Origin of the sequence: Amycolatopsis rifamycinica (genome assembly GCF_000695625.1) — a bacterium.
GTDB lineage: Bacteria > Actinomycetota > Actinomycetes > Mycobacteriales > Pseudonocardiaceae > Amycolatopsis > Amycolatopsis rifamycinica.
Genome location: NZ_JMQI01000035.1, coordinates 62924 through 86022 on the forward strand (window position 1 = coordinate 62924; position 23099 = coordinate 86022).

At 72.9% G+C, this 23099-nt stretch carries 23 protein-coding genes; 8 read left to right on the top strand and 15 right to left on the bottom strand.

The features are described from left to right. Positions 1-28: 28 nt before the first annotated feature. Together DV20_RS17695 and DV20_RS17700 are read left to right on the top strand one after the other, a co-directional pair. Positions 29-625: a DUF2567 domain-containing protein gene (locus DV20_RS17695; RefSeq protein WP_043781584.1), complete on the top strand. Its 597-nt coding sequence runs from the start codon at positions 29-31 to the stop codon at positions 623-625. Between the two features lie 49 nt (positions 626-674). Next, positions 675-1709 (top strand): M48 family metallopeptidase, encoded by a 1035-nt coding sequence (locus DV20_RS17700; protein ID WP_043781587.1) that lies wholly within the window; start codon positions 675-677, stop codon positions 1707-1709. A 48-nt stretch (positions 1710-1757) separates the two neighbouring features. On the opposite strand, the gene DV20_RS17705 is transcribed toward DV20_RS17700, so the two are convergent. After that, positions 1758-2126, bottom strand: a complete 369-nt coding sequence (locus DV20_RS17705; protein ID WP_043781588.1) for a VOC family protein — start codon at positions 2124-2126, stop codon at positions 1758-1760. Between the two features lie 62 nt (positions 2127-2188). Here DV20_RS17705 and DV20_RS17710 point away from each other — a divergent pair, with 62 nt between their 5' ends. Next, positions 2189-2629 carry a MarR family winged helix-turn-helix transcriptional regulator gene (locus DV20_RS17710; RefSeq protein WP_043781590.1) on the top strand — a complete coding sequence of 147 codons (441 nt, stop codon included), beginning with the start codon at positions 2189-2191 and terminating at the stop codon, positions 2627-2629. A 6-nt stretch (positions 2630-2635) separates the two neighbouring features. Here the strand turns inward: DV20_RS17710 and DV20_RS17715 are convergent, their stop codons facing one another. Further along, positions 2636-3352, bottom strand: a complete 717-nt coding sequence (locus DV20_RS17715; protein ID WP_043781593.1) for an LON peptidase substrate-binding domain-containing protein — start codon at positions 3350-3352, stop codon at positions 2636-2638. 40 nt (positions 3353-3392) lie between these two features. Beyond that, positions 3393-4025 (bottom strand): NUDIX hydrolase, encoded by a 633-nt coding sequence (locus DV20_RS17720; protein ID WP_043781595.1) that lies wholly within the window; start codon positions 4023-4025, stop codon positions 3393-3395. Between the two features lie 112 nt (positions 4026-4137). Between DV20_RS17720 and nadA the strand changes: the two genes are divergently transcribed. The 4 genes from nadA (at position 4138) to DV20_RS17740 (ending at position 8906) form a co-directional block, all read left to right on the top strand. After that, the gene (gene nadA, locus DV20_RS17725; RefSeq protein WP_043781598.1) at positions 4138-5148 is read left to right on the top strand and encodes a quinolinate synthase NadA; all 1011 of its coding nucleotides are present in this window, start codon (positions 4138-4140) and stop codon (positions 5146-5148) included. Beyond that, positions 5145-6788, top strand: a complete 1644-nt coding sequence (locus DV20_RS17730; protein WP_200876454.1) for an L-aspartate oxidase — start codon at positions 5145-5147, stop codon at positions 6786-6788. The genes nadA and DV20_RS17730 overlap by 4 nt, the downstream gene beginning before the upstream one ends. After that, positions 6785-7678 (top strand): carboxylating nicotinate-nucleotide diphosphorylase, encoded by an 894-nt coding sequence (gene nadC / locus DV20_RS17735; protein WP_043781602.1) that lies wholly within the window; start codon positions 6785-6787, stop codon positions 7676-7678. Before DV20_RS17730 ends, nadC begins: the two co-directional genes overlap by 4 nt. Before the next feature lie 88 nt (positions 7679-7766). Further along, positions 7767-8906 (top strand): S8 family serine peptidase, encoded by a 1140-nt coding sequence (locus DV20_RS17740; RefSeq protein WP_043781605.1) that lies wholly within the window; start codon positions 7767-7769, stop codon positions 8904-8906. A 207-nt stretch (positions 8907-9113) separates the two neighbouring features. On the opposite strand, the gene DV20_RS17745 is transcribed toward DV20_RS17740, so the two are convergent. From DV20_RS17745 to DV20_RS17770, 6 genes are all read right to left on the bottom strand, one after another. Further along, positions 9114-9467, bottom strand: a complete 354-nt coding sequence (locus DV20_RS17745; protein ID WP_043781607.1) for a hypothetical protein — start codon at positions 9465-9467, stop codon at positions 9114-9116. Beyond that, positions 9464-10735: an alpha/beta hydrolase gene (locus DV20_RS17750; RefSeq protein ID WP_043781609.1), complete on the bottom strand. Its 1272-nt coding sequence runs from the start codon at positions 10733-10735 to the stop codon at positions 9464-9466. Before DV20_RS17750 ends, DV20_RS17745 begins: the two co-directional genes overlap by 4 nt. A gap of 57 nt (positions 10736-10792) precedes the next feature. Beyond that, positions 10793-12106, bottom strand: coding sequence for a WXG100 family type VII secretion target (locus tag DV20_RS17755; RefSeq protein ID WP_043781612.1), 1314 nt, complete (start codon positions 12104-12106; stop codon positions 10793-10795). Further along, positions 12103-12489: a hypothetical protein gene (locus DV20_RS17760; RefSeq protein ID WP_043781615.1), complete on the bottom strand. Its 387-nt coding sequence runs from the start codon at positions 12487-12489 to the stop codon at positions 12103-12105. Before DV20_RS17760 ends, DV20_RS17755 begins: the two co-directional genes overlap by 4 nt. 103 nt (positions 12490-12592) lie before the next feature. After that, complete coding sequence (locus tag DV20_RS17765; RefSeq protein ID WP_003057455.1) at positions 12593-12895, bottom strand: hypothetical protein; 303 nt, start codon at positions 12893-12895, stop codon at positions 12593-12595. 18 nt (positions 12896-12913) lie between these two features. Then, positions 12914-13258 carry a WXG100 family type VII secretion target gene (locus DV20_RS17770; protein WP_152603733.1) on the bottom strand — a complete coding sequence of 115 codons (345 nt, stop codon included), beginning with the start codon at positions 13256-13258 and terminating at the stop codon, positions 12914-12916. Positions 13259-13488: 230 nt separating this feature from the next. Between DV20_RS17770 and DV20_RS17775 the strand changes: the two genes are divergently transcribed. Continuing rightward, positions 13489-14895 carry a class I adenylate-forming enzyme family protein gene (locus DV20_RS17775; RefSeq protein ID WP_084093534.1) on the top strand — a complete coding sequence of 469 codons (1407 nt, stop codon included), beginning with the start codon at positions 13489-13491 and terminating at the stop codon, positions 14893-14895. Here the strand turns inward: DV20_RS17775 and DV20_RS46610 are convergent, their stop codons facing one another. The 6 genes from DV20_RS46610 to DV20_RS17805 all read right to left on the bottom strand — a co-directional run bounded on the left by DV20_RS46610 (position 14896) and on the right by DV20_RS17805 (position 22631). Then, on the bottom strand, positions 14896-15105 hold the full coding sequence (locus DV20_RS46610; RefSeq protein ID WP_084093535.1) for a YdeI/OmpD-associated family protein: 210 nt from the start codon (positions 15103-15105) through the stop codon (positions 14896-14898). It lies immediately after the preceding gene. 115 nt (positions 15106-15220) lie between these two features. Then, entirely contained in the window at positions 15221-15925 is a 705-nt protein-coding gene (locus DV20_RS17785) for a S1 family peptidase (protein WP_043781622.1), read from the bottom strand. A 138-nt stretch (positions 15926-16063) separates the two neighbouring features. Next, a complete protein-coding gene (locus DV20_RS17790; protein ID WP_043781624.1) occupies positions 16064-17995 on the bottom strand; it encodes an FG-GAP-like repeat-containing protein in 1932 nt (643 codons plus the stop codon). A 27-nt stretch (positions 17996-18022) separates the two neighbouring features. Further along, positions 18023-19570, bottom strand: coding sequence for a tachylectin-related carbohydrate-binding protein (locus DV20_RS17795; RefSeq protein WP_051736031.1), 1548 nt, complete (start codon positions 19568-19570; stop codon positions 18023-18025). A gap of 61 nt (positions 19571-19631) precedes the next feature. Beyond that, a complete protein-coding gene (locus DV20_RS43130) occupies positions 19632-21641 on the bottom strand; it encodes an FG-GAP-like repeat-containing protein (RefSeq protein WP_063607814.1) in 2010 nt (669 codons plus the stop codon). A 552-nt stretch (positions 21642-22193) separates the two neighbouring features. After that, complete coding sequence (locus tag DV20_RS17805; RefSeq protein ID WP_051736033.1) at positions 22194-22631, bottom strand: hypothetical protein; 438 nt, start codon at positions 22629-22631, stop codon at positions 22194-22196. Positions 22632-23099: the final 468 nt, after the last annotated feature.

The window sequence follows — 23099 nt, forward strand, 5'->3', positions numbered from 1 at the left end:
GGTGGCACAGTCGCAGGAGGGAGTCCGGGTGAGTGAGTCGTCGGGGCCCGCGCACCGGCCGTCGGCCGTGGCCGGTCCGTGGTCGGTGCCCGTGCTGTTCCGCGAACGGCGGCCGCGCGTCGTCGTGAAGGCCGACCTGCTGCCCGCCGTCAGCGTGGTCGGCGTCCTCACCGTGCTGAGCTTCCCGCTCGCCTTCGTGTGGTCGCGGCTCGCGCCCGCGGAGCGGGTGCGCATCGTCGCCGCCGACGGCACCCAGGGCGCCCTGGAGCTGGAGAGCTGGCACCGTTTCGACGACCTGGCCGTCTTCGGGTTCCTCGCGCTGGGGCTGGGGGTCGTCGCCGGCGTCGTCGTCTGGCTGCTGCGCGAACGGCGCGGGCCGGTGGTGTTCCTCGCCGCGGTGCTCGGCGTCGCGCTCGCCGCCGCGCTCGCCAAGCTGCTCGGCCCGAGCTTCGCGAACGCCCACTACGCCATCGCCACCCCGCCCGCGGTGGGCGAGGTGATCGAGCTGGCGCCGCGCCTGGAGTCGTGGTGGGTGCTGCTGACCGGTCCGCTCGGCGTGTCGATCGCCTACAGCCTGCTGGCGACCTGGAACGGGCGCGACGACTTGGGCCGCCGTCTCGGCTGACCGGTTTGCCCCTAAGGTGGTGTCCGTCACCTACAGGGGGGATCCAGCAGTGACCGAGGACATCGAGGTTTCGCGGCACAACGCCGTCCGTTTTCCCGGCATCAGCCCGCGCGCGTACGAGCACCCGGTGGACCGCGGCGCGCTCGCCACGCTGCGCGCGGTGCCCGGCTTCGCCCAGGTCGTCAAGGCCGTTTCGGGCTTCTACAACGAGCGCGGCGAGCGGCTGATGGCGCTGGCGTCGTCCATCCGCGTCGGGCCGAAGCAGTACCCGGAGCTCGATCGGCTCCGCCACGAATGCGCCGAGACGCTGGACCTGCCCGCGGTGCCGAACCTGTTCGTCTTCCAGAACGCGCAGATCCAGGCGCAGGCGGTCGGCATGGACGAGCCGTTCGTCGCGATCAGCACCGGGCTCGTCGAGCTGATGAACGTCGACTCCCTGCGGTTCGTGATCGGGCACGAGATGGGGCACGTGCTGTCCGGGCACGCGGTCTACCGCACGATCATGGTGCGCCTGATCCGCCTGCAGCTGGCGATGTCGTGGACGCCGGTCAGCGCGCTCGGCATCCGGGCGATCATCGCGGCGCTGCGCGAGTGGTTCCGCAAGGCGGAGCTCTCGTGCGACCGGGCGGGGCTGCTGTGCAGCCAGGACCCGACGGCGGCGCTGCGCGCCCAGATCCAGGTGGCGGGCGGCATCGACCCGGCCCGCATCGACGTCCCGTCGTTCCTGCAGCAGGCGGCCGAGTACGAGTCCGTCGAGGACATCCGCGACAGCTTCCTCAAGCTCAAGTCGGTCGAGACGGAGTCGCACCCGTTCGCGGTGGTCCGCGCGGCCCAGCTGCAGAAGTGGGCGGCCTCGGCGGAGTACCGCGCGATCCTGGCCGGCGATTACGCGCGCCGGGACGCCGATACGCCGGCGTCGGACTGGAAGGAAGACCTGAAGTCGGCGGCCCAGTCGTACAAGGACTCGTGGAACTCGTCGACGGACCCGCTGACGAAGGTGTTCAGCGACGTCGGCGAGGCGGTGTCGGGCGCGGCCGGGAAGGTCTGGAACAAGTTCGGCACCGGGAACGGTTCGGGGAGCTGAACCTCTCCGGGGTCTTCCCGCCGCGGAAGACCCCGGCCGGTCCGCCGGTCAAGCGCGGTCGTGGAGCGTGACGTGGTAGCCGTCGGGGTCGGCGAAGGTGAACGTCCGGCCGAACGGGCCGTCGATCGGCGCGGCGACGATGGGGTGCCCGTCGGCGGCGAGAGCGTCGTGGATGGCCTGGACGTCGGTGGCGTGGAGCCAGATCGCGGCACCGATGCCGGGCCGGGCCACGGAGGCGAGATCCGTGCCGGGGACGACCTCGCGGAGGGCGAACGCGATCGGCTTCGTCTCGAAGACGACGGCGTGCGGAGGCCCGGCCGGCGAGCGGACGAGGCCGAGGTACCGCTCGTAGAACGCCTGGGAAGCGGCGAGATCCCGCGCTTGGAACGAGATGAAGTCGGGGCCGGTGGCGGGCATGGGGTGCTCCTTCGGTTCGTGTCAGCTTTCTGACACGGCCCACGGTATGTCAGGATACTGACATGAGTCAAGACGCTGTCGATCTGCGGACGTCGCTGGGCTACCTGCTGAAGGAGGCGTCGAGCGCGCTGAGGGTGGCGATGGAGGAGGTGCTGCGGCCGCTCGGGATGAGCGTGACGCACTACAGCTGCCTCGAGCTGCTCGCGCAGCGGCCCGGCTTGTCGAATTCCGAGCTCGCCCGGGGCGCGTTCGTGACCCGGCAGTCGATGAACGTGCTGCTCCAGGCGCTGGAGCGGGACGGGTACGTGACCCGGCCCGCGGAGGCGCCGGTGGGAAAGGCGCTGCCGACGCGGCTCACGCCCCTCGGGGAGCGGAGTCTGGCGGAGGCGAGCGCCGCCGTGCGGTCGGTCGAGGTGCGGATGCTGCGCGGGATGAGCGAGGCGGAACAGCGCGAGGCCTTCCGGCTGCTGCGGGGGATGATCCGTTCGCTGCGCGACGCCTAGCCGGGGTCAGTTCAGGCTGGCCGGCCGGCTCAGGTCGGTAAGCTCGCCCGGGGGCAGGGGCACCGCGCCCAGCGTGTTCAGGAACCCCGCCTCCCGGGTCAGCAGCCGGCAGGCGATGCGCAGCCGCCGCAGGGGGTGGCGCTCCTCCAGGAGCCGCTGGCGGTCGTCCAGGGGCAGCAGGCAGTCCGACGCCAGGATGTAGGCCAGCTCGGCCAGCGTCGTCTCCGGGGGCGGGGCGGTCCAGTCGTCACTGCGCCACGCCGTTTCGCAGTACCGCTGGTGCGCCGCGCGGGCGACCGTCGCCAGGCGCTCGGCCATGCCGCCCGACGGGGCCACCGGGTCGTCGTCGACCCACTCCACCGAGGCGATCAGGTACGGGGCCGAAACGCAGTCGAGTTCGCGCAGGCGGAAGCGGCGCCGGGCCTGCGTCACGACGTCGAACCGGCCGTCCGGCAGGCGTTTCGCCTCGCGCAGCACCGTGCTGCAGCCGATCTCGTACAACTGGTCCAGACCACGCACCTCGCGGGTCAGTGACGACCGCAGGGCGACCACGCCGAACTCGCGGCCCGGCACCGTGCCGCCCACCAGGTCCGCCATCAGCTGCCGGTACCGCGGTTCGAAGATGTGCAGCGGGAGCTTGGTGCCGGGCAGCAGCACGGTCTGCAGCGGGAACAACGGCAGGATCGTCGTCGTCGCGTCGCTTTCCGGTTCCGGCTCGGTCACGCGTCCACCGTAAGGGCTGAACGGCTCGGCCGCAGGATGGTCACCGGTTGGGTGGTTTGAACACCGCGAAGGGGTCCGTGATCTGCATGCCCTTGCCGGCGAAGGAGAACAGTGCCGCCGGACGCCCGCCCGAGCGGCCCGGGGCGGCCGTGTGCCCGGTCGGCACCAGCAGCCCGCGGCGGGACAGCACCCGCTGCAGGTTGGTCGCCGAGACGCGGTAGCCCAGCGCCGCCGAATACAGGCCCCGGAGCGCCGAAATCGTGAACTCGTCCGGCGCGAGCGCGAACCCGAGGTTGGTGTAGGACAGCTTCGACCGCAGCCGGTCGCGGGCGCGCAGCACGATGGCCTCGTGGTCGAACGCCGTGCGCGGCAGCTTCGCCACGTCGTGCCATTCGGTGTCCTCGGGCACTTCGGGGTCGACGTCGGACGGGACCAGGCCGAGGAACGCCGTCGCCACCACGCGCGGCCCCGGCACGCGGTCCGGGGCGCTGAACACCGCGAGCTGCTCCACGTGCTTGAGCTGCCGGACGTCGACCTTCTCGGCGAGCTGGCGCCGGATCGACGTCTCGACGTCCTCGTCGGGCCGCAGCCGCCCGCCCGGCAGCGACCAGCGGCCGAGGTGCGGATCGAGCGCGCGCCGCCACAGCAGCACCCGCAGTGTGTCCGAGCGCACTTGCAGGACCGCGCCCAGAACCTCGTGGACCAGGGGGGCCTGGGTGTTAAGATGGCTTCGCACGGTTTTCGATTATAAGGCGAAAACCGGAGACCGGTCCAGGAGGGCCAGCATGACTTCGACGCTCGAACAGGACCTCACCCCCTACGGCGGGGTCGAGGCGAACGCGGCGTGGGCCGAGGAGGTGCGGCGCCTGGCGAAGCAGCGCGACGCGGTCCTGCTCGCGCACAACTACCAGCTCCCGGAGATCCAGGACATCGCCGACCACACCGGCGACTCCCTCGCGCTCAGCCGCATCGCGGCGAGCAGCGACGCGTCCACCATCATCTTCTGCGGTGTGCACTTCATGGCCGAGACCGCGAAGATCCTCTCGCCGGAGAAGACCGTCCTGATCCCGGACGCGCGGGCCGGCTGCTCGCTGGCCGACTCCATCACCGGCGCCGAACTGCGCGCCTGGAAGGCCGAGCACCCGGGCGCGGTGGTCGTCTCCTACGTCAACACCACCGCCGAGGTGAAGGCGGAGACCGACATCTGCTGCACGTCGTCGAACGCCGTGGACGTCGTCGCCTCCATCCCCGCCGACCGGGAAGTTCTCTTCCTGCCCGACCAGTTCCTCGGCGCGCACGTCAAGCGCGTCACCGGCCGGGAGAACATGCACGTCTGGGCGGGGGAGTGCCACGTCCACGCGGGCATCAACGGCGCCGAGCTGGCCGAGCGCGCGGCCGCGGCCCCCGACGCCGACCTGTTCATCCACCCCGAGTGCGGCTGCGCGACCTCGGCGCTCTACCTGGCCGGCGAGGGCGCCGTGGCGCCGGAGCGGGTCAAGATCCTCTCCACCGGCGACATGGTCCACGAGGCCCGGGACACCAAGGCCAAGACCGTGCTGGTGGCCACCGAGATCGGCATGATCCACCAGCTCCGCAAGGCCGCGCCGGGCATCGACTTCCGCGCGGTGAACGACCGCGCGTCCTGCCGGTACATGAAGATGATCACGCCCGCCGCCCTGCTGCGCTGCGTGCGTGACGGCCTCGACGAGGTCCACGTCGACGTCGAAACGGCCGCCCGCGCGCGGGCCTCGGTGCAGCGGATGATCGAGATCGGGCAGCCCGGCGGCGGCGAATGACGCCGCCGGTTAATGACCCACGGGCGAAAACCCCGGTGTGGGAGGCGCGCGCCGACCTGGTCGTGATCGGCAGCGGCGTCGCGGGGCTGACCGCGGCGCTGCGCGCGCAGGCGCTCGGGCTGCACGTCCTGGTGGTCACCAAGGCCGCCGTCGCCGACGGCAACACGCGCTGGGCGCAGGGCGGCGTCGCCGTGGTCCTGGAAAACGAGCACGACCTCGACGACTCGGTCGCCAAGCACGCCGACGACACGTTCACCGCGGGCGCCGGCCTCTGCGACGAGCCGGCGGTGCGCTCGATCCTCGACGGCGGGCCGGCCGCGGTCGCCCGGCTGCGGGCGGACGGCGCGAAGTTCGACGCCGCGGCCTCCGGGCTGCTCGCGCGGACCCGCGAAGGCGGGCACAGCGCGTTCCGCGTGATCCACGCGGGCGGCGACGCGACCGGTGCCGAGGTCGAGCGCGCCCTGGTCGCGCAGGCCGGGCACGCCGGGATCCCGGTGCTGGAGCACCACATCGCCGTCGACGCGCTGCGCACGCCCGGTGGCCGGGTCGCCGGCGTCACCGTGCTGGACCGCCACGGCGTGCCCGGGATCGTCCGCGCTTCGGCCGTGCTGGTGGCCAGCGGCGGGATCGGGCAGCTCTACCAGGCGACGTCGAACCCGGAGATCGCCACCGGCGACGGGCTCGCGCTGGCCCTGCGGGCCGGCGCGACCGTGGCGGACATCGAGTTCGTGCAGTTCCACCCCACCGTGCTCTACACCCCGGGGGCGCGCGGCCGGTGCCCCCTGGTCACCGAAGCGGTGCGCGGCGAAGGCGCGACGCTGGTCGACGGCGCCGGCCTGCCGGTGATGCGGGGCGTGCACCCGCTCGGCGACCTGGCGCCGCGGGACGTCGTCTCGGCGGCGATCACGCGGCGGATGGCGGCCGCGCCGGGCGGGATCGACGACCACGTCTTCCTCGACGCGACTTCGATCGCGGGGTTCGCGCAGCGGTTCCCGACGGTGTTCGCGGCGTGCGCGGCGCTGGGTCTCGACCCCGCCGTGGACCCGATCCCGGTCACCCCGGCGGCGCACTTCTCGTGCGGCGGCGTGGTGACCACTGTGGACGGACGCTCGTCGGTGCCCGGCCTGTACGCGGCCGGCGAGGTCGCGCGGACCGGGCTGCACGGCGCGAACCGGCTGGCCTCCAACAGCCTGCTCGAAGGCCTGGTCGTCGGGCAGCGGGTCGCCGAGGCCGTCGCGGCGGACCTCGCGGCCGGGCTGCTGGCCGATCCCGCGCGCGGGCGCCTGCCGTCGTGGACCACCGCGCCGGCGGCGGACCGGGACTCCCTGCAGCGCGTGATGAGCCGGTACGCGGCCATCGGCCGGGACGCCGACGGGCTGGCGGCGGCCGGTTCGGTGCTGGATCTGTCCCTTGCGGACACTCCGTTGTGGACGCACGCGGCGGTCGAGGACGCCGCGCTGACCGTGGTGGCGCAGGCGTTGCTCGCCGCGGCCGTCCGGCGCACCGAGTCGCGCGGCTGTCACGTGCGGTCCGACTTCCCGGGGCGCGACGAGGGCTGGCGGCGCAGCCAGCACATCCGGCTCAGCCCGTCCGGCCAGCCCGTGCTGGCCGACCCGATCCCCCTGGAAGGCGTGGCATGACGTTCCCGATCTCCGAAGCCGTCCGCCGGCTGATCGCCGCGGCCGGGCTGGACGTCGACGACGTCGAGCGCGTGGTCGCCACGGCGCTCGGCGAGGACCTGCGGTACGGGCCGGACGCGACGACGGCGGCGACGGTGCCGGCCGACGCGACCGCGGTCGCCGAGCTGACCCCGCGCGTCGACGGCGTCGTCGCCGGGCTGCCGGTGGCGCTCGCGGTGTTCGACATGGTCCTGGGCGACGGGTACGAGGTGCTGGCCCGGCGCGAAGACGGCGACCGGCTGGTCGCGGGGGAGCCCGCGCTGGTACTGGCCGGCCCGGTGCGCGGGCTGCTCACCGCCGAGCGCACGGCGCTGAACCTGCTGTGCCACCTCTCCGGCGTCGCCACCGCGACCGCCGCCTGGGTGTCCGAAGTGGACAGTACCGGGTGCGCGATCCGGGACTCCCGCAAGACGCTGCCGGGGCTGCGGCTGCTGCAGAAGTACGCCGTCCGCTGCGGCGGCGGGGTCAACCACCGGCTGGGCCTCGGCGACGCGGTGCTGATCAAGGACAACCACGTCGTCGCCGCGGGTTCGGTGACGGCGGCGCTGGCCGCGGCCCGTGCGCACGCGCCGGAACTGGCCTGCGAGGTCGAGGTCGACACGCTGGCGCAGCTGGACGAAGCGCTGGCGGCCGGGGCGGACGAGGTGCTGCTGGACAACTTCACGCCGGAGGAGTGCCGCCGGGCGGTGGCGCGCCGCGACGAAGTCTCGCCGAAGACGCGGCTGGAATCCTCTGGCGGGCTGACCCTCGACCGTGGTAAGGCCTACGCACTGTCCGGTGTGGACTATCTGTCGGTCGGCGGGCTGACCCATTCCTCACCGGCGCTGGATCTCGGCATGGACCTTCGCTGAGGGGTCGTTCGGGGCTAGACTGACGGTGGCGGATTCGTTGTCCGCCACCGTCTTTCGGCTTTCGGGGGTTCGGGTGCGGTTACCGGCGGTGCTCGCGGTGGCGGGCCTCGTGGCGGCGTCGGGCGTCTTCGGCGTGCCGGCCGCTTCGGCGCAGGGGTGCGCGAACCCGTCCGGCACCTACGCCGGCGAAGTGCCGTGGGGCCAGCGGCTGATCGACCCGGCGCGGCTGTGGCCGCTGACGCGCGGCGAGGGCCAGCTGGTGGCCGTGGTCGGCACCGGTGTCGACGGGCAGAACACGCAGTTCGCGCCCGGCCAGCTCGACGGCGGCGCCGGCACCGAGCGCACGGACTGCGACGGCCGCGGCACGATCGCGGCCGGGATCGTCGGCGCGCGGCCGGACCCGTCGACGACGTTCGCCGGCGTCGCGCCCGCCGTGCGGCTGCTGCCGATCCGCTACACGCCCGGCGGCGACGGCGGTGACCCCGGCGAGCTGGCCGAGGCGATCGACCGGGCCGTGGACCGGCGGGCGGGCGTCATCCTGGTGGCCGTGCCCGCGGTGGCCGACAGCCCGGCCCTCTCGGGGGCGGTGGCGCGGGCGCGGGCCGCGGGAGCAGTGGTCGTCTCGGCGGCTTCGGCGACCCAGCAGGGCGCGCGGACGTACCCGACGGCGACGTCCGGGGTCCTGGCCGTCGGGTCGGTGAACGCCGCGGGCGAACCGGTGCAGACGGAAGCGGGGGACCACGTCGGCATCGCGGCCCCGGGCGCGGACCTGGTGAGCACCTCGGCGGGGGCGGCAGGCGCGGTGGCGCACCGCTGGCCGGTGACCGACCCGGGCCTCGCGGCGGCGTACGTCGCCGGCGTCGCGGCACTGGTGCGGGCGTACCACCCGTCGCTGTCCGGCGACCAGGTCGTCACGCGCCTGACGCTGACGGCCCACCGCCCGCCGTCCGGCGGTCACGACCCGCGGCTGGGCTGGGGAGTCCTGGACGCCTACGCGGCGGTGTCGTCGACGCTGCCCGCCGACGTCCCCGGCCCCGGCGCGCTTCCCCCGGCTGCTTCCGCACCGGTGGTGGTCCCGGCCGCGGCCCCGGCACCTCGGCCTTCAGACGTCACGGCGGGCACCATCGCCCTGGCCGGCGTCGCCCTGGCCGCCGCCGCCGGCATTTCCGTGGCGGCCGTCCGCCGCGCCCGCCGCCGCGGCTGGCGCCCCACCCGCTTCACCCCGTAACCCGGCCTCCACCACACGTGATGCCCCGCCAATCACGCATGATGCCCCGCCAATCACACGTGATGCCCGCCCACTCACGCGAGAATCCCCTCCGGCACATGAAGTCCGGCCTCGATCACGCGAGTTCGTGTGATGGGGGAGGCAACACGTGTGATCAGGCGGGCATCTCGTGTGATCAGGCGGGCATCATGCGTGATTGGGCGGGCATCAGGCGGGGACGGGGCGGGTCGAGCCGATGATCGTCACCGCGCCGGCGACGTGGATCGTGAAGTCCGCGCCGTCGCGGGTGAAGCGGGTGATGTGCTCGCGGGGGGTGCTGCGGTCGTGGGACTGCCAGCCGTCGCGGTGCAGCGTCGGGAGGAGGGCCGCCAGGCTTTCCTCCGGTGCGGCCGGGTGTTCGACGCGGACGCCGTACTGCCAGCACAGCAGGTGGCCGGGGCGGGTCGGGTCGCAGTCCAGCTCGCCGTCCAGCGTCCGGTCCGCCGGGGCGGCGAAGGCCGCCGCGACGTCGTCGATCACCGTGGTCAGCTCGGCCGCCAGGCGGGTCAGTTCCGTCTTCACGGCGCCACACTCCCACCGGCGGTCAGGACGCGGTAGATGTTCGTCCACGAATCGGACCCGGGCTTCAGCACGTCGTTGTGCGACGACACGCCCCACAGCGGCGAGCCGTCGGCGTCGTCGCCGGTGCCCAGCTCGGTGACGCCGGGGAAGACGTCCGGGTCCGCGCCGTGGCCGATGCCCGTCCACTCCAGGCCCCACGCGTTGCCCTGCGCCAGGACGATCGGGTCGAGCGGGGCCGTCATCGAGAACCGCTGGACGCCCGCCTGGCTCGCCGGCAGGTCGGACGGCGACCACACGCCGTGGCCCATGCCGGCCGACTCGACGTGCAGGACGCGGTCGACGTCGAGGCCGTGCGTCTCGGCGAGCCCGACCGTCGCCCCGCCGTAGCTGTGCCCGATCGCGGTCAGCGTGACGCCGGAGCCCGCGTGGCTCGCGATCTCGCCGCGCAGGTCGTCGGCGAAGTGCTTGAGGTCCGGCGCCATCGCCCGCGCGTACCCGGCGTCCGGCCCCTGCGCCACCGGGCCCTGCGGGAACACCCCGTCGGCCCAGACGACGACCGCCGTGCGCCCGGCCGGGTCCGCGGCCACCAGGCTGCGCCCCAGACCGGCGTAGGCGTCGAAGTTGGACATCTGCGTGTTGACGCCGGGCACGAACAGCCCGACGTTGCGCGTTCCCGGCTCGATGTGCCCGACGAGCTCGGCGATCCGGCCGTTGCCGCCGGCGTCGAACCGGAGGATCTGCCGGTCGTTCGCGAGGATGTCCTCGTACAGCTTGATCCGCGCCCGCGAGCGCGCGATCTCTTCGGCGTCGGTCAACGCGGCCAGCCGCGCGCGCTCGGCGGTCAGCGCGTCGGCGACCTTGACGCGGTTGCCCGCGATCGCGCGCGCCCATGCCCCGGTGTCGGCCGCGCCGCCGACGCCCGCGGGATTTCCCGCGCGAGGCAGGGGATCTTCCGGCAGCAGCGCCCGGTACATCGCCGCCACCTGCGCGTCCGCCCGCCGGTACCCCGCGGCCGACGCGGTAAGTCCACTTTGGATCGTCCGCAGCCGGCTCACGTGCGAGCCGAGCTTCCCGCCCAGCTCTGTCATGGTCTTCTCGAACGTCTTGGCCGCGGCGGCGGACTCGCTCACCCGGCCGAACGCGGCGGCGGGCAGCTTCTCGCCCGCCACCGCCGATTGCGCCGACGCGAGCGCCTCGGCGCGGGAGCCGGACTCGCCGGCCACCGCGTCGAGGCGGGCCGGGGCCACGCGATATCCGGCAGCCGTCACGGCCCGCCTCCCGTTCCGCAGCAAGGGTCGTGAAGGGACGAGGCCCTCACGACGGGGTCAGTACGCTTCCGGGTCTTCGCCGATGACCGGCGGCGCGACCGGCGCCGACTGGCCCCAGACGTTCTCCGTCTCCACCAGCCACGCCGGGATCCGCCGCCCGGATCCCATGTCCCCGCCACCGCCCATGCCCATCGGCATCATGGGCATCATCGGCATCGCGCCCTTGGCGGCCGCCGCGCCCGCGGCCCCGGCCGCACCGCCGGCGAGCCCGCTCAGCGCGTTGCCCGCACCGCCGTCGCCGGCCAGCCCGGAGTGCGCCGCCGGGGCCTCGCCGGGACCGGTGAGCCCGCCGCCGACCGGGACCCCGGCGCCGCCCCCGCCGAACGAAGGGGCGTCACCGCCGCCGATCGGGATGCCGCCGCCGGTGCCGCCTTCGACGCCGGCGCCGCCCCCGCCGAGCTTCGTGCCGGGCGGCTCTTCCTTCTTGTCCTTCGGGTCCTTGCCGGTCGCCCACGACGGCACCTTCGGCATGATCGAGCCGAACCGGCCGAACGCGGCGGCCGAAGCCGCGGCGAGCCCGGCGGTGAACATGTCGCCGAACAGCGGGTTCGACGTCGGCACGGTCGTCCCCGGCTGCGTCGTCGTGCCGCCGCCACCGGGCAGCGGGTGCCCGTCGGTGGGGGTGACGACGACGCCGGGACCGGTCATGCCGTTGCCGACGAGCCCGGGCGAACCGGCGCTGCCCGCGCCGCCACCGGCCGGCGGCGGCGTGGCCGGCGTAGGGACGGCGTTCGGCGAAGCCGGGATCGACTCCTCGGCGGCGGTGTACTCCCCGGCGAGCTCGGTCATCACGACGATCGCCCGGCCGTGCGCGGAGCCGGCGGCGTTCGCGGCGGCCTGCTGCGCTTCGACGTTCGCGATGGCCTGCTGACGCTGCTGGGCCGCGGCCTGCACGAGGGCGGGCGATGCGTCCGGCGGCAGCAGCGGCGGGTTCACCGCGAGCGCGACGTCGGCGGGGGCGACGTCCGGCACCGCGACCGGCGGCGGCATCTCCTTCTTGGCCTTCACCAGCGCGTCAGCGGCGTCGCCGAGCATCACGTTCATCGCCTCCGCGGTCTGCGCCACCTTCGAGATGCCGTTCGCGAGGTCGATGATCATCCGCTGGTACTGGTCGGCCGCGCCACCGGTCCACTGATCCTTGAACTCGGTCAGCTCCGAGTTGAGGTTGCCGGCCTGCTCGTGCAGGTGCAGCGCGGCGGACTTCCACTTGTCGGCGGCGTGCCGCGCGCTGTTGGGGTCGCCGGCCTGCAGCATCGCGTACAGCTGCTGGTGGCTGTACGCGGCGAAGTTCGTGTGCGCGGTGTTCGTCATCCCTTGCGGCTCCCGTCCGTGTTCCCGCCGCCCAGCAGACCCAGCACCGGGTCGAGCAGCCCGGTGACCGCGCCCGAGGCGTGCAGGTCCCCGGCCACCGACTGGTCGGCGTGCTGATAACCGTCGGCGACCGTGGTGGTGACGTCCTGGGCGAACCCGATCGCGCTGCGGACCTGGTCGAGCAGGCCCTGCATCTCCGCGACCGCGGCGCGGTGGGCGTCGGCCAGCGACCCGGCTTCGCCGAACTCGCCGAACAGCAGCGGCTCTTCGCCCAGGGTGAGCAGGAAGTCGTTCGGTTTGGCCATCGCGTGGATCTGGGTCTCCAGCTCCCGCACGAAGTCCTTCAGCGATTCCAGGTGGACGTAGTACGACTGGTCGTGCATCGGGTCCCGGCTCTCTTGTCGCACGGACGCGGAAGGGGAAAGCCGATCGGCCGGTGCGAGCGGGGGGTTTCCCGCACCGGCCGACCGACGTCTGGGGCGCGGGTCAGCCCGCGAACAGTCCCTGGTTGCGGTTCTCCAGCGACTGCTGGAGGTCGTGCGCCTCGCCGACCTTCCCGCCGAACTGCGCGATGATCGCGACGATGTCCGCGGTCGCCTGGCGCAGGCGCGTCTCGGCCTGGCGGGCGGCGTCACCGGCGGAGCTGCCGGAGGCGTACCAGGTCGCGGTGATCGGCTGCAGGTTCTGGTGCAGCTGCTCCAGCTGCGAGGTGAGCGCCTTGGCCTTGGCGGCCAGGGATGCCGAGCTGTGCTGCAACGCGGCGAAGTTGATTTCGACGACGTCGGCCATGGTGGGCGTCCTCTCGGGTCAGGGGTTGAGGCGGGGGAGCACGCCCGAGCCCTCGAGGGTGTTGCCGACCCCCTGGAAGCTCTGGTGGACGTCGGCGTCGCCGCGGCCGTAGTTCGCGTGGCTGGTGTGCACGAGCTGCGACATCGTGTCGAGCTCCTTCACCGCCGCGGACATCTTCTCCTGCAGCCGGCGCTGGAGGTCCCAGAACGCCACGGCCTGGTCACCCTTGTAGTTGCGCAGCGCCTCGGTCAGCTCGGACTCCAAGCTGGCCATCGTGGACTTGGCGTTCGTCGCGGTTTCCTCGAAACCCTGGACGGCACGCGTCATGGCAGCGGAATCTGCCTGGAATCCCGGACTGGACATCGACGGGCCACCTCCTTCCTGAAGCGAATTCCCCTGGCGCGGTGGTCCGCGCGTGTGAAAGTCACGCTAGAAAAGAGGCCAGTGTGGTCAAACGGCACAACTGCCGGTCGCGGTGACGGCACTATTACCCACGCCATCGCCGCGCCCGCTTCCGCGGGAGCGGGCCGGTTCTGCCGAAATTCTGAGATCCGCCGGGTAGACCGGGACGCCCCGGCGAAAGGCGAGTCGCGATGGTCCACCCGCAGGCACTGCTGGACGAGCTGGAGCGCGCTCCGGAGATCCCCGCGTTCGAACACGGCTCGCGGGTCACCACCCGCGGCGAACTGCGGGAGCTGATCGGCCGGTTCGCCGCGGGCCTGCGGGCGGCCGGCCTCGGCCCGGGCGACGGCGTCGGGCTGGCCACCGCCGTCACGCCGGAGGGGTTCGCCGCCCAGGTGGCGGTGCACGTGCTCGGCGCCCGCGCGGTCGCGGTGCGGCCCGGGCTGCCGGAGGCGCAGTTGCGGCACATCCTCGGCGACGTCGCGGCGCTGGTCACCGACGAGCCGGGGCCGGCCGCGGTCCCGGTGCTGCCGGTGGACCGGCTGCGCTCGGCGCCGTACACCGAACCGGTGCCGCAGGGGCGGCTCGACGACATCGCGACGGTCGTGTTCACCAGCGGGAGCACGGGCGTCCCGAAGGGAGTGGCCTACAGCTACCGCGCCCTCACCGAAGGCCGTGTGTGGCGGCCGCCGGTGCCGGGCTCGGCGCACGAGCGGCTGGGCGCGGGCTTCGGGCGGTACCTGCTGTTCGGCTCGCTGGCCAGCGCGGTGATGGTCGAGCAGCTGGGGGTGTGCCTGTTCGCGGGCGGCACGGCGGTGATCCCGCAAGGGCCGCCGGACTTCCCGGGGGTGCTGCCGCGGCTGGGCATCACCGCGGCGCTGACCACCGTGCCGCGGCTGCACCAGATACTCGACGTGCTGCGGGAAACGGACGTCGACCTGGGCTCGCTGCGGCGGCTGATCGTCGCCGGTTCGCCGGTGCCGCCGCACAAGCTCGCCGAGGCGGCCGGGCGGATCGGGCCCGCGATGCACCACGCGTACGGCCAGACCGAGACGGGGATGCTGACGATCTGCCGCGCCGACGAGGGCCCGGGCTCGGTCGGGAAGGCGTGCGACACGGTGGAGATCTCGGTGCGCGACGGCGAGGTGTGGGTCCGCACGCCGTCGGCGTTCGCGGGCTACTGGCGCGATCCGGCCGCGTCCACCGAGGTGTTGCGCGACGGCTGGGTGCGGACGCAGGATCTGGGTTTCGTCGACGCCGAGGGCTACCTGCACCTGTCCGGCCGGGCCCGCGACGTGGTGATCGTGAACGCGATCATCCACTACACCGGCCCGATCGAGCGGGCGATCGCGGCGCACCCGGACGTCGACCAGGCCTACGTGGTGGCGGTGCCGGACGAGCGCACCGGCGAGGCGGCGCACGCGTTCCTGGTCCCGGCGCCGGGCCGCGAGCCGGACCTCGGCGAGGTGCGCAAGGCGGTGGCGGCCGAGCTGGGGGAGGCGGCGGTGCCGGCGCGGTTCAGCTTCGTGCCGTCGGTTCCGGTGGCGCCGTCGGGGAAACCGGACAAGGCGGCGCTGCGGGCGTCTATTGTGGACTAGTCAGGTCCCGGCGCGCAGGTCGGTGAGCACCTTGGCGATGCGGCGTTGCCGGGTCTCCGCGGTCTTCGCCTGGCCGATCGGCAGCACGAACCGTTGCTTCGCGCTGTAGGAGAGGCTTTCGAACCGGGCGCGCGCGGTGTCGTCGACGGCCAGCGCGGCCGCCAGGTCGGCGGGGATCTCGAGTTCGCGGGGTGCGGTGTCGAGGGCGATCTCGACCTCGACGTCGTCGCCGGCGGCGACCCCGGCCGGCCCCCGGTCGGAACTTCATGCGGCGAGTATGCCGCGTGCCGGCCGCCGGGGCAGCCGGCACGCGGCCGGTGGCTCGTCAGACGCCGGTGGTGGTGCGGATCCAGCTGCGGCTGGAGGCGATGCTCGCGTAGTTCTGCGTGCCCTGCGGGTTCGAACCGGAGTTGTTGCCCGTGGAGCACACCCCGACCTGGGCGCCGTTGTAGAGCTGCGGGCCGCCCGAGTCGCCGTGCCAGGCCGAGCCGTTGATGCCCTGGCTGGCGATCGCCGTGCCGCCGTACGCGTCGGAGCTCAGGCCCGTCACGCGCACGTTGGCCGTCTTGAGGGTGCTCGACGGCGGGCTGCTGCCCTGCGTGCGGCCCCAACCGTAGATCTGGTTGGTCGAGCCGGTCGGCGGGTTGCCGGTGCCGAGCTTCATGTACGTCGTGTTCACCGACGTCGACAGGTGCAGCAGGGCGATGTCGCCGTTCGGGGACGCCTTCTGCTGGTCGACGCTGACGTCGGTGCCCTGCTGCAGCGTCACGCTGCCGACCTTGACGTGCATGCCGGGCGAGTTGAGGCAGTGCCGGGCGGTGAGCACCCACTGCGGGGCGATGATCGTCCCCGAGCACTCGAACCCGCCGTACGTCGTCACGTTGTTCCAGTAGATCTGGGCGCCCCACGGCGCGGAGGAAACCGTGCTCCCGCCGATGATGTCCTGCTGGGCGTCCGCCACCCCCGCTGAGACCAGACTCAGCGCCGCGGCGGCCGCCCCGACCGCGGCTACAGCCCTCGACATTCGCATGAAAATGCCCTTCGGCCCAGGTGATCCGGATATCCGTCCCGAACGGGACGACCGGTTCAACGTAAGAGCCGTGAAGGATTTTCGGAACCTACCGAAGTCGGTAACCCGCCCCCGGCGAACCAGGGGCGGGGCAGCCGCTCAGAGGATCGTCGTCGCGCGGGGCACGGGCACCTCGCTGTTGAACGCGAAGTTGCCGTGCCAGGCCGAGCTCGTGGCGAACTTCGTGCCGGTCGACAAGGAGACGTAGACGTCGCCGGCGGCTCCGCGGGTGAAGGTGGCGATGTCGTCCTTGCCGTCGCCGTCGAAGTCGCCGACTCCGGGGATCTCGTCGCCGTAGGCGAAGTAGTCGTGCCACAGCACGCCGCTGCCGGTGAACCTGCTGCCGTCGGAGAGGGCGACGTAGACGTCGGCCCCGGTGCCGCGGGCGAAGACGGCGATGTCGTCCTTGCCGTCGCCGTTGAAGTCGCCGACCGCGGGAATCTCGGCGTTGTAGGCGAAGTCGTCGTGCCACTTCACTTCGTTGCCGACGAACTTGGTGCCGTCGGAGAGGGCGACGTAGACGTCGCCGGTGGTGCCGCGGGTGAAGGTGGCGATGTCGTCCTTGCCGTCGCCGTTGAAGTCCCCGATGGTGGGGGTTTCGTCGTTCGGGGCGAAGTAGTCGTGCCACTTCAGCTCGTTGCCGACGAACTTCGTGCCGTCGGAGAGGGCGACGTAGACGTCGGCGGCGGCTCCGCGGGTGAAGGTGGCGATGTCGTCCTTGCCGTCGCCGTTGAAGTCCCCGACGGCGGGGATCTCGTTGTTCGGGGCGAAGTAGTCGTGCCAGAGCACGCCGTTGCCGGTGAACTTGCCGCCGTCGGAAAGGGCGACGTAGACGTCCGCGCCGGTTCCCCGGGCGAAGGTGGCCACGTCGGCTTTGCCGTCGCCGTCGAAGTCACCGGAGAGCGGGATCTCCGAGCCGATCGAAAACCGGTCGTGCCACAGCACGCTCGTGCCGTCGAACTTCGTCCCGTCGGAGCCGGCCACGAAGACGTCGCCGGCGGTGCCGCGGGTGAAGGTGGCGATGTCGTCCTTGCCGTCGCCGGTGAAGTCGCTGACCGAACGGGCGGTCGTCGTGGCGGCGACGGGCGCGCTCGGGTCGCCCGAACTGCCCCGGAACGGGCGGGCGACGACCCGGTAGTACCAGGTCTGCTTCGAGGGCACCGACGTGTGGACGTACGAGGTCGCCGTGGTCTGGCCGAGCAGGTGCGCCGCGTCGGTGGGCACCTGCGGGTCGGTGCCGCCGTAGACGGTGTAGGTGGCCTGGTCCGCCAAGCGCAGCGGCGACCACGAGACGGTGACGCTGTGGTTGCCGCCCTTGGCGGTGGGCGCGAGCACCTGCCCGCGGATCCAGGAGATGAGGTCGTCGACGCGCTGGGCCGTGGTGCCCTGCCGCGTTTCGGTCTCGCCGACGCAGCCGTGCTGCCACGACGCTCCGGCCACCGCGAAGAGCTCGGTGACGCCGCCGGCCTCGCGGACGACCGGCCCGCCGGCGTCGCCCTTGCACGCGTCCGCGCCGTTCGCGCCGGTCAGCGACAGCGTGCCGGCCGCACCCGCCGCGCTGGTGAAGACGGCGGAGTGCGGCTGGTCCGGCACCCATTCGGCCGACGTCCGGCCGTAGCCGACCAGCCGCAGCGGCTCCCCGGCCACCAGCGACGACGCGGGCAGCGCCACCGCCGGCACGTCGGTGACCGAGGTGTTCAGGCGGGCCAGCGCGAGGCCGCGGTCCGCGCGGACGACGACGTTCGTCACCTGCGCGGTGCGGCCCGGGCGGCCCACCAGCGCCGTCGTGGCCTTGGCGGGCGCGCCGCCCTGCGGGTTTTCGGGGAAGCAGCTCGCCGCGGTGAGCACGAAGACCGGCGAAACCAGCGCGCCGCTGCAGGCCCGGCCGTCGGCGGTCAGCTTGGCGGCGAAGGGGTAGGCGTCGGTGCCGGCCCCGTTCGAGACGGCGGACGCCGGGGCAGCGCTCACCGCGGCCGCGGTGAGCAGGGCGGCCGAAACCACCGTCAACCTCGATGTGGTGCGCGAACGCATCGGTTCTCTCCTCGGTGCGGGACGGGGTCAGCCGCTCAGGCGGCAGGAATCCGGGGCGGCGGTCACGTGGATCTCGGTGTTCCAGCCCGAGCCGATCGTGACGCCCATGTGGTCCGGGCCGGACGGGGCCCACGTGTCGACGTTGTCGGTGTAGCGGTACCAGCGCAGCACCGGGCCGGTCCGGCCGTCGAACGGGCTGGTGCCGGTGCTGCCGCGGCCGTAGAGGATGTCGCCGCCCGGCGAGAAGATCTCGCTGAACATCTGCCAGCCGACGCCGACGGCCTTGTCCCGCTGGGTCCACGCCGAAGCGGCGAAGTCGTACTTGAAGCGGAACAGCTCGCCGCCCGGCTTGCGCGCGTAGAGCACGCCGTCGCCGGCCGCGGTGATGGAGTCGAAGCGGGACCAGCCGGTGTCGAGGACGGTGCCGGCGCCGTTGACCCACCAGCCCGTGGTGTCGTCCCAGAGGTAGTACTTCAGCTGCCCCTGGTCGTCGATCATGAAGATGCGGTTGTTCTCGTCGACGGCGATGCGGTTCTTGTACTCGGCCGTGAGGTAGCGCCCCCAGCCGCTGCCGACCTGGCCGCCGCCGCTCCAGCCGCTCGTGGTCGAGTACACCCAGCGCTTCAGGCTGCCGTTCGGGTACGGGTCGCCCGCGCCGCTGTTGCGGTGGATGTCCCAGATGACGCCACCCTTGCCGGCCAGCACGCGGCCGGTCCAGCCCGAACCGATCGCGTCCCTCGGCTGCGCCCAGACGACGGCGCCGTCGACCGGGCGGAGGTGGACGTAGCGCCAGAGGCTGCCGTCGGCGCGGGCGGTCCAGATCGCGGCTCCGGACGGGCACGACACCGGCGTCGGCACGGTCTGCTGCCGGATCCACTCGCCGAGGTCGTCGACGCGGGTTTCGGTGCCGCCGGAGCGGGTTTCGGTGACGTCGAGGCAGCCGTGCTGCCAGGACGTGCTGGAGAGGGCCACGAGCTGGGCGGTGCCGCCGGACAGGCGGAACGCGGGGCCGCCGGCGTCGCCCTTGCACGCGTCGGTGCCGTCGGCCGAGGAGACCGAGACGGTGGAGCCGCTGACGCCGGAGACGGTGAACGGCGCGACGCGCGGCCGCGCGGGTACCCACTCGGTCGCGGTCCGGCCGAAGCCGGCCACCTGCAGGGTTTCCCCGGCCTGCGGCGCGCTGCCGAGGGCGATCGACGAGACGCCGGTGGCCGGCTTCTCCAGCTTCGCCAGCACGACGTCGCGGTCGGTGCGGCGCACGACCTTCGTCAGCGTCGTGGTGAAGCCGGCGCCGGTGCTCAGGTCGACGTCGCCGACCGCGACGGTCGCCGCTTCGCTCGGGGCGCCGGAGCCGGTCGCCGTCAGGCAGGACGCCGAGGTGAGGATCCAGGACGGGTCGACCAGGGCGCCGGAGCAGGCCTTGGCCGGCGTGGCGATCCGGGCGAGGAACGGGTGGGTGCCGGTGGGCACCACCGTGCCGCCGGACAGGGCCTCGGCGGGGGTCACGGTCAGCAGACCGCCGGCGAGCAGGGTGACGGACAGGGCGGTGAGCCTCGTTCGGCCGCGTGGGTGCATCGGTTCCCCCTCGGTGGACCGGTGGCGGCGCCCCGGCGGGACGCCGCCACCGGTGGAACGGTCAGAACAGGGTCGACTGGGCGGCGTTGAACGTGCCGTTGCTGCTCCACTTGACGCCTTCGCCGTCGAACCCGCCGGCGGCGTTGGCGTGCCAGCGGAACACGTTCGTGTCCGAGCCGCCGTAGCCGTAGGTGGCGAACAGGTCCGTGCGGCCGTCGCCGTCGTAGTCGCCGGCGGTCCACTGCGACTGGGCGAGGTTCCAGTTGCCCGCCCCGCTCGTCCACTGCGTGACCGGCGCGTCGACGCCGGTGGCGGTGGCGTGCCAGGTGCGGAACGTCAGGTTCGCGCCGCCGAGGTCGATCGCGGCACCGAGGTCGGTGCGCCCGTCGCCGTCGAAGTCGCCGGAGACGAACTTCGCCTTCCCGGACGGGATGCCGCCGTTCCACTTGACGTTCTGCGCGGTGAAGCCGCCGGAAGCGTTGGCGTACCAGAGGAACAGGTTCGCGGTGTTGTCGCGGTAGTCGTAGAACGCGGCCAGGTCGGCCCGGCCGTCGCCGTTGAAGTCGCCGGCCCGCCAGGTGGACTGGCCGAGGTTCCAGTTGCCCGCTCCGGTGCGCCACTGCGTGACCGGGGCGTCGAACCCGGTCGCCGTCGCGTGCCAGGTCAGCACGCTGAGGTCGGCGCTGCCGTTGTCGGAGGCGGCGGCGATGTCCGTGCGGCCGTCGCCGTCGAAGTCACCGGTGGTGAACCGGGCGTTCAGCGGCCGGAAGGCGCCGCTCCACTTGATGCCCTGGCTGTCGAACCCGCCGGAAGCGTTGGCGTACCAGAGGAACAGGTTCGAGCCGCCGTCGAGGTAGTCGTAGAAGGCACCGAAGTCGGTGCGGCCGTCGCCGTTGAAGTCGCCGGTCACCCAGCGGGCCTTCGCGGCCTCCCAGCCGTCGGCGCTCCACTTCAGCTGCGGCGCGCCCACACCGGAGGCGGTCGTCGGCCAGACGTACACGCCGGTGCGGGCGTTGGTGAGGTCGTAGCTCGCGCCCGCGTCGTCCTTGCCGTCGCCGGTGAAGTCGGTGCCCGCCGAGACCGGTGTGGTGGCCGAGACCACGTCGGTCGGCGGGCTCGTCCACCCGTCGGTCGTCGGCACGACGATGCGGTAGTAGCGGGTCTGCTTGGCGGGCAGGCCGGTGTGCGTGTACGACGTCTCGCCGAAGCTGCCCAGCAGGTGGGCGCTGTCGATCGGCACGTCCGGGGTGGCCGACGCGTACACGTGGTAGCCGGTGCGGCCGGTCACCGGGTGCCAGGTCAGGGTGATCGCGTGGCCCACGGCCTTGGCCGTCGGCGCGAGCGTCTGCTGGCGGATCCAGCCGGCGATGTCGTCGATGCGCGCGGCGGTGGTGCCCTGCCGGGTGGTGGTCTCCCCGAAGCAGCCGTGCTGCCACGACGAACTGGTCACCGCGACGACGTCGGTGCGGCCGCCGGCGTCGCGGAAGATCGGCGCGCCGGCGTCGCCCTTGCAGGCGTCGGTGCCGTTCGTGCCGGCGAGCGACAGGGTGGTGGCCGTCGACGACGGCGCCTTGAAGGTGCCGACGTGCAGCGTGTCGGGCACCCATTCGCTTTCGGTGCGGCCGTACCCGGCCAGGCTGAGCGTCTCGTCCCCGCTCGGGTAGTTGACCGGGATGGTGCTGAGCGGCAGCGGAGCGATGTCGGTGACCGGCGTGGCGAGCCGGGCGAGCGCGACGTCCCGGTCGCCGCGGACGACGACGTTCGTGACCGCCACGACGTGCCCGCCGGTGCCGCTGAGGCTGGTCCGCCCGAGGGTGGCGGTGGTCGCCTTGGCGGGCACTCCGCCCTGCGGGTTCTCGGGGAAGCAGCTCGCGGCGGTGAGGACGAGGTCGGGCTCGACGAGCGCGCCGCCGCAGGCCCGCCCGTCGGAGGTGAGTTTCGCGGCGTACGGATAGGCGCCCGCGGCGGCGGCGGTGCCACCGGACACGGCTTCGGCGGGCACGGCGGCCAGCACTCCGGCGGCCAGCAGGGCCGCGGTCACTGCCACGGCTCTGGTGGGACGGATGGACATGCGGAGTCTCCCCTTCGTTCTGCGGTACCCGTCAGGGCGCGGCGATCAGCGACCGCCTCGCCGGGCCGGCCCGGCCTCCCGGAGTGCGATGCCTTCGGTCGATGTGCTCGCGTGGAGGCGATTTCGCCCGCGCGTGACAGGCCGGTGAGCGTTGTCCCGCTCATCGGAAAGGTGCGTTCGGTGGACTGGGCGCGGACGTTCCCGCGCGGCCGCCGTGGTGGTGGTGGAGTGCAGGCCAGGCCCTGCGTGGATGTCCGGAGACACGGGCGCACGCTCAGCCGCCCGGTGGTCCCGCCTGCGGGGAACCGTGGCTGATTCCGTAGGTTTGCTCCGGGCTTGCTTGCGATTCCTGCGCGAGCGCGTGCGTCGCGACGGTCTGGCGTCTTCGACGAGCCCGTGCCGGACATGGCGCCGTCCGGGAATGGGTGTGACGTTTCCCACGAGAATGTTCGATTCCCGTGGGAAAGCACGTCACGGAAAACGGCGCGGCGTGAGCCGGAAATGGGTGAATTGCCCGGGCGGATGCCGCAACGGCATACTCCGAACGTCCGATCAGGCCGACGCGCGCAGCTCCAGAAGCGTCGAAGGATCCGTTCCGGCGCCTTCCCCGATGCCCGTCCACCCGGTCTTGCTGATCGGGACGGTGCTGGTCTGGCCGTTGATCTCGACCGTCGCCTGGACCGCGTGCTGGTTGTCGCCCAGCAGCTGGTAGGCGTTGGGCACCTCCAGCCGGAGGTAGCCGGTCGGGCCGCTGACCTTGAAGCAGTAGTGGCCGGGGTCCCGGTCGTGGTCGGCCGAGTTGTAGGCGTGCAGTTCGAGCAGGCCCGGCTGGCTGCCGCACGCCACGAGCACGATGTGCCCGTCGCCGCTGATCAGCTTGATGGCGCGGTCCTGGAGGATCTGCGCCGCGCCCGGGTAGGAGTAGTCCTCGACGATCGGCGGCGGCGAGTCGGTGGCGGTCGCCGCGCCGGCCGAGGCGCTGAAAGCCATGCCGAGAGCGGCCGCTCCGGCACCGGCCGTCGCCGCTGCGATGAAACGCGCGCGTGTACGCAAGATTCCCCCTGCGGTCGGAAAAACAGCACGAACGCACGGCGGCGAACTCCTCGCCGTGCGACAGGACGTGAAGAAGTTGCGGCCGACCCCGAGCGGACGCGAATCGGACTCTAATCACAGCCCTGGCGCCAAGTCAACAAATGTCCGGCAAGCCGGCGTCGTCGTCGATGGTCATGTGGATCACCCGAATGCGGCTTCCGGGCGGTTCCCTTCTTCTGCTACTTTTCGACCGCTTTGGGGGGAGGATCCAGGGCGGGGCAAGGGCGAAAGCCCTCTCTTATTTTCGTGCGCACGGGAACCGGTGTGGTTTCCCGCCCGTGCGCGTCCCCCTGTGGCGACCGGATACGTCGTGCGCACGGGAGGGCTGACGAGGTGCGGATCAGGAGAGCGATCGCAGGGAGGGCG

What these genes read in the sequence shown, in the direction of transcription:
- DV20_RS17765 (WP_003057455.1), bottom strand. Translation starts at nt 12,895, where the DNA reads ATGGCCGACGTCGTCGAAATCAACTTCGCCGCGTTGCAGCACAGCTCG.
- nadC (WP_043781602.1), top strand. Translation starts at nt 6,785, where the DNA reads ATGACGTTCCCGATCTCCGAAGCCGTCCGCCGGCTGATCGCCGCGGCC.
- DV20_RS17775 (WP_084093534.1), top strand. Translation starts at nt 13,489, where the DNA reads ATGGTCCACCCGCAGGCACTGCTGGACGAGCTGGAGCGCGCTCCGGAG.
- DV20_RS17730 (WP_200876454.1), top strand. Translation starts at nt 5,145, where the DNA reads ATGACGCCGCCGGTTAATGACCCACGGGCGAAAACCCCGGTGTGGGAG.
- DV20_RS17710 (WP_043781590.1), top strand. Translation starts at nt 2,189, where the DNA reads ATGAGTCAAGACGCTGTCGATCTGCGGACGTCGCTGGGCTACCTGCTG.
- DV20_RS17790 (WP_043781624.1), bottom strand. Translation starts at nt 17,995, where the DNA reads ATGCGTTCGCGCACCACATCGAGGTTGACGGTGGTTTCGGCCGCCCTG.
- nadA (WP_043781598.1), top strand. Translation starts at nt 4,138, where the DNA reads ATGACTTCGACGCTCGAACAGGACCTCACCCCCTACGGCGGGGTCGAG.
- DV20_RS43130 (WP_063607814.1), bottom strand. Translation starts at nt 21,641, where the DNA reads ATGTCCATCCGTCCCACCAGAGCCGTGGCAGTGACCGCGGCCCTGCTG.
- DV20_RS17705 (WP_043781588.1), bottom strand. Translation starts at nt 2,126, where the DNA reads ATGCCCGCCACCGGCCCCGACTTCATCTCGTTCCAAGCGCGGGATCTC.
- DV20_RS17795 (WP_051736031.1), bottom strand. Translation starts at nt 19,570, where the DNA reads ATGCACCCACGCGGCCGAACGAGGCTCACCGCCCTGTCCGTCACCCTG.
- DV20_RS17805 (WP_051736033.1), bottom strand. Translation starts at nt 22,631, where the DNA reads ATGGCTTTCAGCGCCTCGGCCGGCGCGGCGACCGCCACCGACTCGCCG.
- DV20_RS17760 (WP_043781615.1), bottom strand. Translation starts at nt 12,489, where the DNA reads ATGCACGACCAGTCGTACTACGTCCACCTGGAATCGCTGAAGGACTTC.
- DV20_RS17770 (WP_152603733.1), bottom strand. Translation starts at nt 13,258, where the DNA reads ATGTCCAGTCCGGGATTCCAGGCAGATTCCGCTGCCATGACGCGTGCC.
- DV20_RS17755 (WP_043781612.1), bottom strand. Translation starts at nt 12,106, where the DNA reads ATGACGAACACCGCGCACACGAACTTCGCCGCGTACAGCCACCAGCAG.
- DV20_RS17785 (WP_043781622.1), bottom strand. Translation starts at nt 15,925, where the DNA reads ATGCGAATGTCGAGGGCTGTAGCCGCGGTCGGGGCGGCCGCCGCGGCG.